This is a genomic window from Kocuria sp. KKT182, assembly GCF_055635395.1.
In genome coordinates this window covers 2,516,838-2,530,940 of the sequence record NZ_CM145757.1, presented here as the reverse complement: position 1 = coordinate 2,530,940, position 14,103 = coordinate 2,516,838, and the positions used below count along the sequence as shown (strand labels likewise).

Genomic DNA, 14,103 nt, shown 5'->3' with positions numbered 1-14,103 from the left:
TGAGCTGGTGGGCCGGGACGCGGCCCGCACCGTCCGGGCCGAGTGCCGGACGGACCCCTGGGGAACGGGAGCTGCGGTGTCGGTGTCACGGGAGCGGGAGGCCGGCGAGGCCCTCTCCGCGGTCGACGCCCGGGGCCTGCGGCGGACCCTGCTGCACTGGCTGACGGTCGTGGTGGTCCTCGTGACCGTGTTCAGCTCCGTGGTCAACTGGGTCTTCGTGGACCGGGAGCCGCAGGACCCGGTGGCCACGTGGCTCGGCGGGCTCGAGAACGGGCGCTCGCGGCAGCTGCTGTCCCGCACCGAGGCCGTCGTGGCGGACCCCACCCTGAACATCTTCTCGAACCGCGTGTACCGCAACGCCGCGGGGCGGATCGGCGGCTACGAGATCCTGGGCGTGGACCGCCGCGGGAGCCGCGCCGAGATCCGGGCGCGCGTGTGGTGGGACGGACCCGACGGCGCCCGGGACCGGGAGGAGGTCCACGTCTACGGGGTGCACCAGGTGCGGCGCAGCGGTCCCTTCAACGACCAGTGGCAGCTCGACTCCCCGGACGCGGCCCCCTTCTCGATCCACCTGCCCGCCCCCCTCGACGAGCTCTCCGTCAACGGGGAGACCGTCCGCCCGGACCCGGACGACCGGGTGCCCGACCCCGAGGGCCCCGGCGGCACCTGGCGCTTCGAGGCCCTGCCCGGGAACTACGCGATCGGGCTGCCCGGGAACTCCTACTACACGGCGGACCCGCCCCTGGAGCCGCACACCGTGGCGTTCCGGGATCCGGCACCGGCCTCGGTGGCGCTGCGGATCGAGCCCTCCCCGAGGATGTGGCAGGAGGTCGACGACCGGATCGAGGAATGGCTGGAGAGCTGCACCGACTCCGACGAGCTGTCCCCCGAGGACTGCCCCTCGTCCCGGCGCTGGGCGGCCCCGCAGGAGCCGCTCGAGCCGTCCGCGGCGGCGACCGGGACGCCGGACCCGGAGATCACCGGCGTCCGGTGGCGGCTGGTCTCCCGGCCCGCCCTGGTCCTGGTCCCGGACCCGGCGGACCCGCTGCGCTGGACGGCGGACGCGCACCGGCCCGCGGAGGCGCGGCTGAGCTACGAGGAGGACGGGGAGACCGTCACGGAGCGGATCGAGTTCCCCGTCCGCGCCGCCGTGCGCTCCACGGGCCAGAGCGCCGAGATCAGCGTGGGCCTGGAGTAGTCGCGGGCGGCGCCGCCTCGGCGGGCGTCGCCTCGACGGGTGCCGCCGTGCGCGCGGGCGCGCGCCGGAGACCTCCCAGCACCCGGTCGGCCAGCACCCAGTAGGCCACCCCTGCCACGAGGGAGGCGACCACGGCCAGGACGGGCGAGACCGGCAGCAGGGCGGGATAGACCAGCCAGTGGGTGAGGTAGACGTACAGGGAGGCCGCGGCCAGCCATCCCGTGACGCGCCGCAGGCCGGCCGGAACGGGCAGCGCGGTCACCCACAGCAGCAGGAGGACACCGGTGATCACCGTGACCTCCCGCACGGTGCTGTCGAAGTACCCCGGCACCGTCAGGAGCGTGAGGAGAGTGACGAGAGACCGTTCCAGGACCGTCCGTGTCCGGGCGGCGGCCCAGCCGAGCGCGAAGAGCCAGAAGACCGGGGCGGGCTTCGGCAGCCCCGGGTCCACGATGTCGTACCGGCTGAGCAGCCCGATCGCGAGCAGCGCGAGCGGGAACGCCAGCGGGAAGCGCCGTTCGGCGCGGTCCGCCCACGGCAGCGCCATGAGCGCCGTGACGGCCACGAGCACGTAGACGAGCATCTCCACGAACCAGAAGTGCCACTGCGTCGTCAAGTGCTGCGGCCCCACGATGCCGTTGAGCAGGAGGACGTTCGCCCAGGTGTAGTCGTCGGTGAGCAGGTGCGCCAGGGCGATGAACGCCGCGGAGGGCAGCACGATCCGTCCGAGGCTGCGCAGCTGGCGCCGCAGGCGCGGGAGCCGTTCGCCGTGGAGCTGGAACCGGGCGAAGTTGTAGCCGGCCACGGCGAAGAGCACATGGGCGGTCTGGAGCGTGAACAGCTCCACGTGCGTCATCACGATCAGCACGATGGCCACGGCCCGCAGCACGATGCCGGTCTCCAGGAACGACACGAGCCGCCGCCGCCGGGGGGCGGCCCGGGCCGCCAGGTCGCGGACGGAGGTGAGGTGCCAGTCCGTGGGGAGGTGCCCCAGGGCCTGCTCGAGACGGACGGAGGCCGCCACGTAGGACAGCGAGTCCCCGTCGAGGGAGACGAACGTGTCGTCGTCGCCGACGTCGGGGCGGTCGAGCACGTCGGCGAAGATCCGCCGGACGTCCTCGGGTCCCTCCGCCCGGCGCGGCACCGCCTCGGCGACGGGGGGCGGTGTGCCGAGCGCCAGGACCGCCGGGTAGTCCACCTTGCCCGTGCCCAGCCGGGGCAGCTCCTCCACGGGGTGCACCTCGACGGCAGGGCGGGGCAGGCCGATGCTCTCGGCCACGACCTTGGCGAGCAGGGCCGTGTCCTGCTCGCCCTCGGCGGCCACGACCACACGCTCGTCGGAGCCCGCGGCGGCCGCGCTCACGCCGAACTCGGCGAGGATCCGTTCGACCTGCCCGAGGTCCACGCGCAGGCCCACGATCTTGACGAACCGGCTGCGCCGCCCCACCACCTCGTAGAGCCCGTCGGGGTGGCGGCGGGCGAGGTCCCCGGTGCGCAGGTCCTCGACCGTGCGCCCGGTAGCGAGATCCTCCGGGCGCTCCGCGTAGCCGAGCATGACGTTGGGCCCGCTGTACACGAGCTCGCCGTCCGGCAGCCCGTCCACGGGCTCGATGCGGAACTCCCCGCCCGGGATCGGCACCCCGATCGTCCCGGCCCGCTCGGCCGCCAGCCCGGGGGGCAGGTAGGCCATCCGGGCGGTGGCCTCCGTGGCCCCGTACATCACGACCAGGTCCCAGCCGGCCCGCTCGCCGGCTCCGGCCCAGTGACGGACCTTCTCCGGGGCGAGCCGTCCACCCGCCTGCGTGACGCAGCGCAGGTGCGGCAGGTCCATCTCCGCGAAGCCGACGCGCTCCAGCAGCTCGAAGGTGTAGGGCACGGCCGCGAAGGACGTGGCCCGGTGGGCGCGGACGAGGTCCCAGAAGCAGGGATCGACCACGGAGAGGTCCGTCAGCACCACCGCGGCGCCACGGCAGAGGTGGCTGTTGAGCACCGACAGCCCGTAGCAGTAGGACATCGGCAGCGTGGTCGCGGCGCGGTCGTCGGGGCCGATGCCGAGGTACTCGGCGATCGCCTCGGCGTTGGCCGCCAGGTTCTCGTGCGAGAGCCGCACGAGCTTCGGAGAGCCCGTCGAGCCGGAGGTGCTCAGCAGCAGGGCGAGGTCGGGGTGCAGCTCGTGCCGGGTGCCCGGGCGCCGTTCCTCGACGACCGGGGTCCCGTTCCCGGCGCTCCGCAGCAGGACGTCGGGGTCGTAGGCCGCCACCAGCGCCTCGACGGCTGCCGGCTTGTCCGCCGGGACCAGCAGGAGCGGGTGACCGGCCGTGAGGGCCGCGAGGTAGGCCACGAGGGAGTCGACGTCGTTGGACGCGGCGAGCACGGCCAGCCGGCGCTCCGTGCCGAGACGCGCGGCCAGGTCCTCGACCCGGGCCGCCAGTTCCCGGTAGCTCAGGACGTGCTCGCCCGTGAGGACGGCGGGGCGGTCCCCGTGGCGGGCGAGATCGGCGGCGAAGGCGACCCGGGCGAGGTCAGGTTGAAGGCTCACCCGCACTACGGTAGAGAAGATCTTTAGCGAAGGAAAGTATTGCCTAATTCGTCCGACATGCGGGATCGCCGGTTCGACGTCCCGTCGGCGGACCGCGGGGGCGGGGCGGTGACGGCCCGGTCGTCGACGAGCAGCGTGGGGGTGGTCCCGGGCGTGACCGTCACGGCGACGGGGGTCCCCACGGGGTGGCGCACGTTGTGGGGCTGCCAGGAGCGCAGCGTGCGGCCGGAGGCCAGCCGGACGTGGTGCAGCACGAACGCGCCGTGGTACTCGACCGCACTGACCCGCGCCGGGGACTCGGGGTCCGGCTCCAGCGCCACCTCGTGGGGGCGCAGCACGACGTCGACGTCGACGTCGCTGTTGGCCCATCCCGGCACGGTGGAGACGATGCCGATCTCGCACGTGAGCAGCGCACGGTGGACGCGGGCGGGCAGGAAGTCGGCGTCCCCCATGAAGGACGCCACGAACCGGGTGGCGGGCTGCTCGAAGACCTGCTCCGGGGTGTCGGACTGCTCGATCACCCCGTCGTGCATGACCACCACGCGGTGGCCGACCGAGAGGGCCTCCGTCTGGTCGTGGGTGACCAGCACGGCGGTGGTCCCGGTCTCGCGCAGCGTGGCCACGGTGTCCCGGCGCACCTGCGCGCGCAGCGACTCGTCCAGGCTGGAGAACGGCTCGTCGAGGAGCACGACGGCGGGGCGGGGGGCCAGCGCCCGGGCCAGGGCCACGCGCTGCTGCTCGCCCCCGGAGAGCTCGTGGGGATAGCGGTGGGCGAGGTGTCCCAGCCGCACGAGCTCGAGGACCTCGCCCACGCGGGTCCTCCGTTCGGCGCGCGGGAGCCGGTCCAGGCCGAAGGCCACGTTCTTGGCGACCGTCAGGTGCGGGAACAGGGCGTGGTCCTGGAAGACGAGACCCACCCTCCGCCGCTCGGGCTCCTGGAAGCGGTGCCGGCCCGCCACCACGTCCCCGGCGATCCGGATCGTGCCCTCGTCCGGCCGTTCGAGGCCCGCCACGAGGCGCAGCGTGGTGGACTTGCCGCAGCCGGAGGGGCCGATGAGCGTCACCAGCTCGCCGGGCGGGACCGTCAGCTCCAGTCCGCTGACGCCCACGGAGGACCCGTAGTGCTTGCTCAGCGCCTCCAGGACCAGGGCGGGCACCGCGCCGTCGCTGCCGGACGCGGTCCGAGGGCTCGTGGTCTGCACGGTCATGAGGACACCTTTCCACGGCGGTCCGCCCGGTGGGCCTGCCGGACGAGGAAGAACACGGGCACCACCGCCGCCGCCACGATCACGAGCGCCGGCAGGGCGGCCTTCTCCCAGAAGTTCTCGCGCGCCAGCTCGTAGACCCACACGGAGGCCGTCGTGAAGCCGAACGGGCGCAGCAGCAGCACGATGGGCAGCTCCTTGACGGCGTCGATCATCACGAGGACGAGGGCCGTGGCGACCCCCGGGCGGGCGATGGGCAGGTGCACGCGGGTGAGGACGCGGAGCGGGGACGCGCCGAGGCTCTGCGCGGAGAAGGTGACGGTGGGGGAGATCTTGGCGAGGCTCGCGTCCACGGCCTGGTAGGCCGGGGCGAGGAAGCGGATCACGTAGGCGTAGAGGATGCCGAGCACCGAACCCGTCACCAGCAGACCCGTGCCCCCGGGCACGCCCGCCCGTTCCAGCGCCGTGTCCAGCCCGGCGAAGGCGATGAGGACGCCGATGCCCACCACGGCCCCGGGAACGGCGTAGCCGAAGGTCGTGAGCTGCGCCGCGAAGGCCACCGCCCGGCCGCCGCCCATCCGCACCCCGTGGGCGACGGCGAGCGAGAGCGCCACGCAGGCCACGGCGGCGATCCCGGCGACCACGAGGCTGTTGCCGAGGTACTGCGCGAAGCGCGGGTCCGAGAGGGAGGCGGGGTTGCCGACGGCCTCCCCGACGGCCCACACCAGCAGCTGCAGCACGGGTACGAGGAATCCGGCGGAGAGCGCGGCGAGGGCGAGCAGGGTGGCGCCCCACGCGCGCCACCCGGTGAGCCGCTGCGGCTGCAGGCCCTGGCCGCGGCCGCCCCGCTGGTGGAACCGGGCCCTTCCCCGGAGCAGTCGCTCGCCGGTCAGCACGGCCACGGCGAACAGCAGCACGAGCACGGCGAGCTGGGTGGCGGAGTGGAAGTCGAAGGTGCCCTTCCAGACCAGGTAGACCCCCACGGAGACCGTCTGCACGTTGAAGTACTGCACCGTGGCGAAGTCGGTGAGCGTCTCCATCATCACGAGCGCCAGCCCGGCCGCGAGCGAGGGCCGTGCCAGGGGGACCAGGACCCGCCGGAGCGCGCGCCCCCGGCCCGCACCCAGGGTCCGTGCGGCGTCGTAGGTCCCGGTCGTCTGCTCGACCAGTGCGGAGCGCGCCAGGAGGTAGACGTACGGGTAGAGGGTCAGGGACATCACGAGCACGGCTGCGGGCAGCGAGCGGACCTCAGGCACCCACACGTCCGGCCCCAGGACGGAGCGCAGGGCCCCCTGCACCGGTCCGGCCACGTCGAAGACGGAGAGGAACACGAAGCCGAGGATGTAGGCCGGCATGGCCAGGGGCAGGACCAGCAGCCAGACCAGGACGTCCCGCAGGGGGAAGCGGAAGGCCGTCACGAGCCAGGCGAGCCCGCCGCCCACCACGAGGGTGCCCGCGCCCACGCCCAGCATCAGCAGGAGCGTGGTGAGCACCATCCGGCCCAGGTCGCGGGGCGGGGCGGCGGAGCCCAGGCTTCCCAGGCCGTCCACGACCAACGCCAGGACCGGGGTGGCCACCACCACGGCGACGAGGACCACGAGCGCCGACCACGCCGGGCGCCCTGAACCGGGCGCCCGGCGTGGTCGGCGGGCCGATGTCCTCGTCGGTGCGAGGACGGCGGGTTCGGTCACTGATACCCGGCTTCGGCCAGCAGGTCGACGGCCTCGGCGTTGAGGTCCCCGTAGGCCTCGGCGTTCAGGGGCATCCGCTCGAACTCGCCGAAGGCCGCGATGCTGGGCGCGGGCTCCACGGAGGGGTTGACCGGGAACTCGTGGTTCGCGTCCACGAACGCATTCTGGCCGTCGGTCGCGAGCCACTCGATCAGCCGCTGGGCGTCCTCGGCGTTGTCGGAGCCCTCGACCACGCCGGCCCCGGAGATGTTCACGTGCGTCCCGGCACCCTCCTGGCTGGCCCAGAAGAGGTCGACCTTCAGGTCCGGGTTCTCCTCGAGGGTGCGCGCCAGGTAGTAGTGGTTGTTGATGCCCACGTCGCAGGTCCCGGCGTCGATCGCCTCGAGCAGGAGGATGTCGTTGCTCATGATCTGCACGCCGTTGTCGACCCAGCCCTCGACGATCTCGAGCGCCCGCTCCCGGCCGTGCAGGTCGATCAGACTCGCCACGAGGGACTGGGTGTAGGCCGAGGTGGCGTCCCGCATGCACAGCCGGTCCTGCCACTTCGGGTCGGCCAGTCCCGCGTAGGTCTCCTCGGGGTCGAACTCCGCGGTGTCGACGTTGTCCGGGTTGTAGGTCACGGTGCGCGCGCGCATCGCCAGGCCGTACCACCTGCCCTGGGGATCGCGCAGGTCCTCCGGGACCGCCTCGTCGAGGGTCGCGGAGTCCAGTGCGGCCAGCTCGTCCTGCCGGGCGGCGTTCCAGAGGTTGCCCGCGTCCACGGTCATGAACACGTCCGCGGGACTGTCGTCCCCCTCGGCCTTGAGGCGTTCGAGGAGCTCGGCGTCGTCACCGGTGATGAACTCGACGCTGATGCCGGTCTCGTCGGTGAACTCGCCGAAGGCGCCCTCGAGGTCGTAGTGGCGTGCCGAGTAGATCTGCAGGTCGGCCGGCTGCTCACCCAGACCGAGCGTGCCGCACCCCGTGACCAGGGTCGTCAGCGCGGTCAGGATGCCGGTGGTGACGTACAGGGAACGACGACGCATCGGGGCCTCTTCCGGAGGGCGCGGCGCTCGGGGACCGCGCGACGATCATTTGGCAACGAAAGCGTATCCTAATCGGACCCCTCGGGTCGCTCCCGGTGGACGGGGCACCGCCACCGCGGCACCCTGTGCAGCTCCCCGCCGTGGCGGCCCGCACCGGAATAGCCGCCCCGAACGGGCCGTTGCACTGGTCAGGCCGTTGACCGTGGACGGCACCCGTCGAGACCCCTCCGCCCCGAAAGGACCCGCGTGGCTCCCGAGCCCGAGTACTACCGCCCCGTCCCGCTGAACAACGACCCCGGCCGCGCCGGGTACTCCCGGGCGCCCCACGGGCAGCCGTTCGGCGGGCAGCCCTTCGGCGGGGGCGGGCGCGGCGCCCCGTACCCCGGGCCGCCCGTGGTCAACGTGGTGGGCGGGAAGTCCGTGGTCCTGGCCTACGTCCTGTGGCTCTTCCTGGGCTGGCTGGGCATCCACAAGTTCTATCTGCGCCAGCCGGTCTGGGGCCTGATCTACCTGTTCCTCGGCGGCCTGGGCTGGACCCTCGCGGGGGTCGGCGTCGGAATCCTGTTCCTGATCCCGTGGATGCTGCTGATGTTCGTGGACGTCTTCACCATGCCGTTCCGCACGGCCCTCGTGAACGCCTCGATCGCCCGCAGCGCCTACCGGTACTGAGCCCCCGTTCCCTGACCACCGCGGTGACCGCGCCCGCCCCGTTGGGCGCGGAGCCGCGGGTGTAGTAGTGTTGTGAGGTCTGTGTGCCCGCCGCCCGACGTGCGGTGCCGGCGCGCGGACGACGCTACAGAACCTCCTGCTGCGGAAGGACCGCAGCCGCTCAGCCCGAAGGAGGTGGGTTCGAACATGCGTGAGTACGAACTGATGGTGATCATCAACCCCGAGGTCGAGGATCGTGCCGTGGAGCCGACTCTCAAGAAGTTCCTCGAGGTCGTCACCAAGGACAACGGGACCGTCGACACCGTCGACATCTGGGGCCGTCGTCGCCTCGCCTACGAGATCCAGAAGAAGACCGAGGGCATCTACGCGGTCGTCCGCTTCACCGCGACCCCGCAGACCACCCAGGAGCTCGACCGCGTCCTGAACCTCAACGAGGCCATCATGCGCACCAAGATCATCCGCCCGGAAGAGCAGAAGATCTCCGCCGAGTAAGGACTTCACAACTGATCACCGAGGGCGCCCCGACCGGGCCCCCGGTGAGATGCTTGAGAGATCCCAGCACGTCCCGCACGACCGCGAACATCCTCGACCCGGGAGGTCCACATGGCTGGTGACACCGTCATCACCGTAATCGGCAACCTGACCGCTGACCCCGAGCTGCGCTTCACCCCGTCGGGTGCGGCGGTGGCCAACTTCACCGTTGCGTCCACGCCCCGCACCTTCGACCGCCAGTCCAACGAGTGGAAGGACGGGGAGACCCTGTTCCTCCGCTGCTCCGTGTGGCGCGAGGCGGCCGAGAACGTGGCGGAGTCGCTGCAGAAGGGCATGCGCGTCATCGTCCAGGGTCGGCTCAAGTCGCGGTCCTACGACACCAAGGAAGGCGAGCGGCGCACCGTCACCGAGCTCGACGTCGACGAGGTCGGTCCTTCCCTGCGCTACGCCTCCGCGAAGGTCAACCGCAACGCCCGCTCCGGCGGGCAGGGCGGCGGCTTCGGCGGCCAGCAGGGCGGCGGTCAGCAGGGCGGCGGCTTCGGCGCCGGCGCCCCGGCCGGCGGCGGATTCGGGGGCGACTCCGGGTTCGGCGGCGGTGGCGGCGGCCAGCAGGGCGGCGGCTCCGGCTTCGGCCAGGGCGGCCGCTCCGGCGGCGGACGCCAGCCCGCTCCGCAGGCCGCACCCCAGAGCGACCCCTGGAGCCAGTCCTCCGGCGGGAACTACGACTGGGGCAGCGGCCAGGACGACGAACCGCCGTTCTAGACCTTCCGCACTTTTCCCATCCACCCCATCCCGCGGTGACAAGCCGCGGGCTCCACTCGAAGAACAAGGAGCACCACGATGGCCAAGGCTGAACTCCGTAAGCCCAAACCAAAGCAGAACCCGCTCAAGGCTGCCAAAGTCACTGAGATCGACTACAAGGACGTTGCGCTGCTGCGCAAGTTCATCTCCGATCGCGGCAAGATCCGCGCCCGCCGCGTCACCGGTGTGACCGTGCAGGAGCAGCGCAAGATCGCCCTGGCGATCAAGAACGCCCGCGAGGTCGCGCTGCTGCCCTACTCCGGCGCCGGCCGCTGATCAGAGAGGACAGACACTCATGGCAAAGATCATCCTGACGACCGAGGTCACGGGTCTCGGCGCTGCCGGTGACGTGGTCGAGGTCAAGAACGGGTACGCCCGCAACTATCTCTTCCCGCGCGGCTTCGCGACCCCGTGGTCGCGCGGCGGCGAGAAGCAGATCGAGAGCATCAAGGCCGCCCGCGCCGCGCGCGAGGTCGCCTCGCTCGAGGACGCCCAGGTCCTGGCGCAGAAGCTGACCTCGGCCACCGTGACCATCCCGGTCAAGGCCGGCTCCGAGGGTCGCCTCTTCGGCACCGTCAAGGCCGAGGACGTGGCCAAGGCCGTCGAGGCCGCCGGCCTCGGCTCCGTGGACAAGCGCAAGGTCGAGCTCAACCAGCACATCAAGACCACCGGTGTGTACCAGGCCTCCGTGCGTCTGCACGAGGACGTCAACGCGAACGTCGAGTTCGAGGTCGTCCCCGCCTGATCGGTTCCTCCGGTCCGTGCAAGCACGGAAAGGGCCCCCGCGGTGCGCCGCGGGGGCCCTTTCCGCATGTCCGGCGTCTCCAGCGGAATCGGCCGGCGGGATCGCTCAGCGGGGCCGGAGGGCCTCGACGACGACGTCGAGCGCGGTGTCGGTGGTGCGCACCTGCTCGGCGCGCAGCAGGTCCAGTCCCTTGCCCTCGAGCACGGCGACGGTCTCCTGGAGGGTCGGCCGGGGCACGGTCGGGGGCGGGCCCTCGACGCTGCCGGGGGCGTGGGTGATCCACAGCAGCCGGCCGCCGGGGACGAGCCACTCGGCGGCGCGGCGCAGCAGCGCCAGGTCGTGCTGGAAGTACGCGGCGACGATCAGATCGAACTGCGGGGGCACGGCGTCGGGCCCGGAGCGCTGCTCCTGCTCGGGCGTCCAGGTCCGCAGGTCGGCGACCAGGGCGCGGCCCGGCAGGCCGCGCTCCGCCAGCGCCCCGGTGATCGTCCGCACGGCACTGGGGGAGAAGTCCACGGCGGTGGGGTCGTAGCCGGCCGCGGCCAGGGCCAGGGTGTGGCGGCCGGTGCCCGCGCCCAGGTCGAGGGCGGTCGGCGGGCCGCCCGTGCGCTCCCGGGCCGGCCGGTCCAGGAGGGCGGCCACCTCGGGGTGCGGCTGGGCGCCGTCGGGGGAGGACCCCCCGGAGGCGTACCGGTCCTCCCACATGCGCTGGTTGTCGTCCACGGGGATCTCCTGGAGGGGTCGGGTGCGTCGGTCGGGCGTTCGGGCACCCGCGGGCCGGTGCGGCGGTGCCGTCGGGTTCCCCGGGAGACAATGGGTGCATGCCGTCCCTGATCTCCCGTGTCTCGCCGTCCGCCCTGTACTGGTTCGGCGTGGGATGCCTGCTCTTCACCGTACTGGCTTTTGTCGTGGCGTTCCTGGGCGGGAACTCCGCAGGGCCCGAGACCTCCATGGCGTTCTTCGTGATCGGCTTCGTCGCGGCGGCGGTGGGGGCCACTGTGACGGCGGTGGTGGCTCTCGCGGGGGCCATCGGGTTCGCGTCCGACCGGGTCCGGTTCCTGGTGCTGCTGGGGCTGTCGGTGCTCTGCCACCCGCTGCTGTGGCTGGCGCTGCTCGCCTCGGTGTCCTGAGGGCGGGCGGAGGCCTTCTCCGGCTCCAGGAACAGGGCGTGCCGGGCCGTTGCGCCCACGTGGTGCTCGGGGCGGTCCGGGGTGCGCGGTGCTCGTGACGGACCGGCCTCCGACGTGGGCCGGAACACGAGTCGGAGAACACGGTGCTGTGGACGGCACCGGTGCTGTCCGGGTCCGCCCTGCACAGGGTGTGCATCACCGTCGCTCCTGGTCAGAGCGGGATTTGTGGAACCCTGTGCATAACTTTCCACAGGGTTCTCCCCAACCTGTGCACAGCCGTCCACGGCGTTTTCCACCGGTTGTCCACAGGGTGGAAAACCCCGTCGGCTGATAGGGTCTTCCATCCTTCCCGAGCTGGTCCGGCCACGGGTCCGGCACCCGGTCGGGGAGTCGCCCTCCGCGGCCGGCGGGCTAGGCTCGGGGCACCCGGCCGGTCCAGTGCAGTGGCCGGTCCCCGGCGGGAGAGGAGCGGCGGATGTCCCCACGCACGCGCGTGGCCCTGGCGCTGGGCAGCGGCGGTGCCCGCGGCTACGCCCACATCGGCGTGATCGAGGTGCTCGAGGAGCGCGGCTACGACATCGTGACCGTGGCAGGGAGCTCGATGGGGGCGCTCGTGGGCGGCCTCCACGCCGCCGGGCAGCTGGAGGCGTACGCGCAGTGGGTGCTGGGTCTGAGCCAGCGGGACGTGCTGCGGCTGCTGGACCCGTCCCCCTCGGCGCCCGGGGTGATCCGCGCGGAGAAGATCATGGCGAAGGTGCGCGAGCTGCTCGCCGGCCGGCTCATCGAGGACCTGCCCATCCCCTTCACGGCGGTGGCCACGGACCTGCTCGCCCGCAAGGAGGTCTGGTTCCAGGAGGGCCCGGTGGACGTGGCCGTCCGCGCGTCGATCGCTCTGCCGAGCATCATCACCCCCGTCATGCTCAACGGCCGGCTGCTCGCCGACGGGGGGATCATGAACCCCGTGCCCATCGCCGCGACCGTCGCCACCCGCGCGGACGTGACGGTGGCGGTCTCCCTGTCCGGGGGGCAGCAGTCCGGGGAGGGCAGGGTCCCGGCCCACGAGACGTCCGCCGTGCGGCCGTCCGAGGAGTGGGCGGAGCGGTTCCGGCGCAGCGCCTCCCACGTCCTGGACCGCGAGCTGACGCGCAGCGTCCTGGAGCGCTTCGCGGAGACGCGCGGCCGCAGCACCCCGTCCCGGTTCCTGCGCCCCGCCGGGTCGGCCCCGGTGGACGCCGCCGAGGCCCTCGTCCAGGACGCCGTCCGGGACGCCGTCCAGGACGTCGGTCAGGACGCGCTCGTGGACGCCGCCGAGGAGACCGCGGAGGAACTCGCCCAGGACGGCTTCGGCGCCCTGCCGGCGGGGCTGCGCACGCTCGACGTCATGCAGCTCTCCCTCGAGGTGCTGCAGTCCATGGTGCTGCGCTACCGGCTGGCCGGCTACCCGCCCGACCTGCTCATCACCGTGCCGAAGAGCGCCGGGCGGCTGCTGGACTTCCACCGCGCCGGGGAGCTCATCGAGCTCGGCCGGCGGATGACCGAGGAGGCCATCGACCGCGCCGACGAGTTCCCGCCGGCGCGGCCGCGGTCCTAGTCGGCCTGGACGATCTCGTTCAGGTTCGCCTCGGTCTCGATCACGTCGTACTTGAGCATCAGCTCGGCGAGCGTCTCGAGCTCGTCGCGGTCCACCTCCGCGTCGAACTCCTCCAGCCGCAGGTCGGTGGCGACCTCCTCCGGCATGTTGAGGAAGCTCACGATGGTCTCGCGCACCCGGTCGGGGTTCTCCTGGGCGAACTGGAGCGCCTCGTCGATCGCGGCGTTGTAGTCCTCGAGGACCTCCGGGTTCTCCTCGGTGAACGCCGTGCTGCTGAAGGTGACCATGGTGTCCAGGCCCGGGACGGTGTCCTGGTAGTTGTAGCCGACCAGGGCGGTCTGCTCGCCGTTGATCAGCTGGGTCAGGAACGGCTCCGGGACCCAGGCGGCGTCGATCTCCCCGCGCTCCAGCTGAGCCGGCATGTCCTGGAAGGGCATCTCCACGAAGTTCACGGCGTCGGGATCGCCGCCGGCCTTGCTCACGGCCTCCTTGATGGTGAGGTCCCCCTGGCCGTTGATCGTGTTCACCGCGACCCGCTTGCCGGCCAGGTCGGCCCAGGACGCGATGCCGGCGTCCTGGTTGGCGGCCACGCCGGTGATGTCCTCGCCCTCGGCCATGGAGCTGCTGTAGCCGCTGAGGATCTTCATGTCGAGGCCCTGGTCCTTGGCGAGGATGACCGAGAGCGGGTTGCCCACGCCGATGTCCATGGAGCCGCCCGAGACTGCCGGGAGCATGGCGGCGCCGCCCTGGGCGGTCTCGATCGTGACGTCCAGGCCGTGCTTCTCGAAGATGCCCTCGTCGAGGGCGAGCTGCACGGGCGCGGAGGGTGCGATGGGGATGACGCCGATGGTGAGCGGCTGCAGCTCCTCGCCGCCCCCGCCGCCGCCGGTGGTCCCCCCGCCGCCGCAGGCGGTCAGGGCGAACGTCAGGACGGTTCCGACGGCGGCTGCTCTGGCGAACGGGTGCTTCATGGGGGTCCTCTTCCTCGGGTCGGTCCTGCCGGCGCCCGGCACCGGC

Annotated in this window: 14 protein-coding genes; 8 read left to right on the top strand and 6 right to left on the bottom strand. The window is 72.5% G+C overall.

Features of this window, described 5'->3' with window-relative positions:
* Nucleotides 1-76 precede the first annotated feature (76 nt).
* The gene (locus ACZ2G1_RS11895) at nt 77-1,198 is read left to right on the top strand and encodes a hypothetical protein (protein WP_035924381.1); all 1,122 of its coding nucleotides are present in this window, start codon (nt 77-79) and stop codon (nt 1,196-1,198) included.
* Here ACZ2G1_RS11895 and ACZ2G1_RS11890 read toward each other — a convergent pair.
* The 4 genes from ACZ2G1_RS11890 to ACZ2G1_RS11875 all read right to left on the bottom strand — a co-directional run bounded on the left by ACZ2G1_RS11890 (nt 1,179) and on the right by ACZ2G1_RS11875 (nt 7,658).
* Nucleotides 1,179-3,737: an AMP-binding protein gene (locus ACZ2G1_RS11890; protein WP_470376849.1), complete on the bottom strand. Its 2,559-nt coding sequence runs from the start codon at nt 3,735-3,737 to the stop codon at nt 1,179-1,181. The two genes, ACZ2G1_RS11895 and ACZ2G1_RS11890, sit on opposite strands and share 20 nt — an antisense overlap.
* Before the next feature lie 23 nt (nt 3,738-3,760).
* Nucleotides 3,761-4,945, bottom strand: a complete 1,185-nt coding sequence (locus ACZ2G1_RS11885) for an ABC transporter ATP-binding protein (RefSeq protein WP_470376848.1) — start codon at nt 4,943-4,945, stop codon at nt 3,761-3,763.
* Complete coding sequence (locus ACZ2G1_RS11880; RefSeq protein ID WP_470376847.1) at nt 4,942-6,540, bottom strand: ABC transporter permease; 1,599 nt, start codon at nt 6,538-6,540, stop codon at nt 4,942-4,944. The genes ACZ2G1_RS11885 and ACZ2G1_RS11880 overlap by 4 nt, the downstream gene beginning before the upstream one ends.
* 89 nt (nt 6,541-6,629) lie before the next feature.
* Nucleotides 6,630-7,658, bottom strand: coding sequence for an extracellular solute-binding protein (locus tag ACZ2G1_RS11875; protein ID WP_470376846.1), 1,029 nt, complete (start codon nt 7,656-7,658; stop codon nt 6,630-6,632).
* 246 nt (nt 7,659-7,904) lie between these two features.
* Between ACZ2G1_RS11875 and ACZ2G1_RS11870 the strand changes: the two genes are divergently transcribed.
* The 5 genes from ACZ2G1_RS11870 to rplI all read left to right on the top strand — a co-directional run bounded on the left by ACZ2G1_RS11870 (nt 7,905) and on the right by rplI (nt 10,365).
* Entirely contained in the window at nt 7,905-8,327 is a 423-nt protein-coding gene (locus ACZ2G1_RS11870) for a TM2 domain-containing protein (RefSeq protein ID WP_133409643.1), read from the top strand.
* Nucleotides 8,328-8,513: 186 nt separating this feature from the next.
* Nucleotides 8,514-8,819: a 30S ribosomal protein S6 gene (gene rpsF / locus ACZ2G1_RS11865; RefSeq protein WP_017835050.1), complete on the top strand. Its 306-nt coding sequence runs from the start codon at nt 8,514-8,516 to the stop codon at nt 8,817-8,819.
* 111 nt (nt 8,820-8,930) lie between these two features.
* Nucleotides 8,931-9,581 (top strand): single-stranded DNA-binding protein, encoded by a 651-nt coding sequence (locus ACZ2G1_RS11860; RefSeq protein ID WP_017835049.1) that lies wholly within the window; start codon nt 8,931-8,933, stop codon nt 9,579-9,581.
* 78 nt (nt 9,582-9,659) lie between these two features.
* Nucleotides 9,660-9,896, top strand: coding sequence for a 30S ribosomal protein S18 (gene rpsR, locus ACZ2G1_RS11855; protein ID WP_017835048.1), 237 nt, complete (start codon nt 9,660-9,662; stop codon nt 9,894-9,896).
* Between the two features lie 19 nt (nt 9,897-9,915).
* The gene (rplI, locus tag ACZ2G1_RS11850) at nt 9,916-10,365 is read left to right on the top strand and encodes a 50S ribosomal protein L9 (protein ID WP_017835047.1); all 450 of its coding nucleotides are present in this window, start codon (nt 9,916-9,918) and stop codon (nt 10,363-10,365) included.
* Between the two features lie 105 nt (nt 10,366-10,470).
* Here the strand turns inward: rplI and ACZ2G1_RS11845 are convergent, their stop codons facing one another.
* The gene (locus ACZ2G1_RS11845; protein ID WP_017835046.1) at nt 10,471-11,088 is read right to left on the bottom strand and encodes a class I SAM-dependent methyltransferase; all 618 of its coding nucleotides are present in this window, start codon (nt 11,086-11,088) and stop codon (nt 10,471-10,473) included.
* A gap of 98 nt (nt 11,089-11,186) precedes the next feature.
* Here ACZ2G1_RS11845 and ACZ2G1_RS11840 point away from each other — a divergent pair, with 98 nt between their 5' ends.
* Together ACZ2G1_RS11840 and ACZ2G1_RS11835 are read left to right on the top strand one after the other, a co-directional pair.
* Nucleotides 11,187-11,495, top strand: coding sequence for a hypothetical protein (locus tag ACZ2G1_RS11840; RefSeq protein ID WP_017835045.1), 309 nt, complete (start codon nt 11,187-11,189; stop codon nt 11,493-11,495).
* 475 nt (nt 11,496-11,970) lie between these two features.
* A complete protein-coding gene (locus ACZ2G1_RS11835) occupies nt 11,971-13,086 on the top strand; it encodes a patatin-like phospholipase family protein (protein ID WP_109268905.1) in 1,116 nt (371 codons plus the stop codon).
* Here ACZ2G1_RS11835 and ACZ2G1_RS11830 read toward each other — a convergent pair.
* Nucleotides 13,083-14,057, bottom strand: a complete 975-nt coding sequence (locus ACZ2G1_RS11830) for an ABC transporter substrate-binding protein (protein ID WP_470376845.1) — start codon at nt 14,055-14,057, stop codon at nt 13,083-13,085. The genes ACZ2G1_RS11835 and ACZ2G1_RS11830 overlap by 4 nt on opposite strands.
* Nucleotides 14,058-14,103 lie beyond the last annotated feature (46 nt).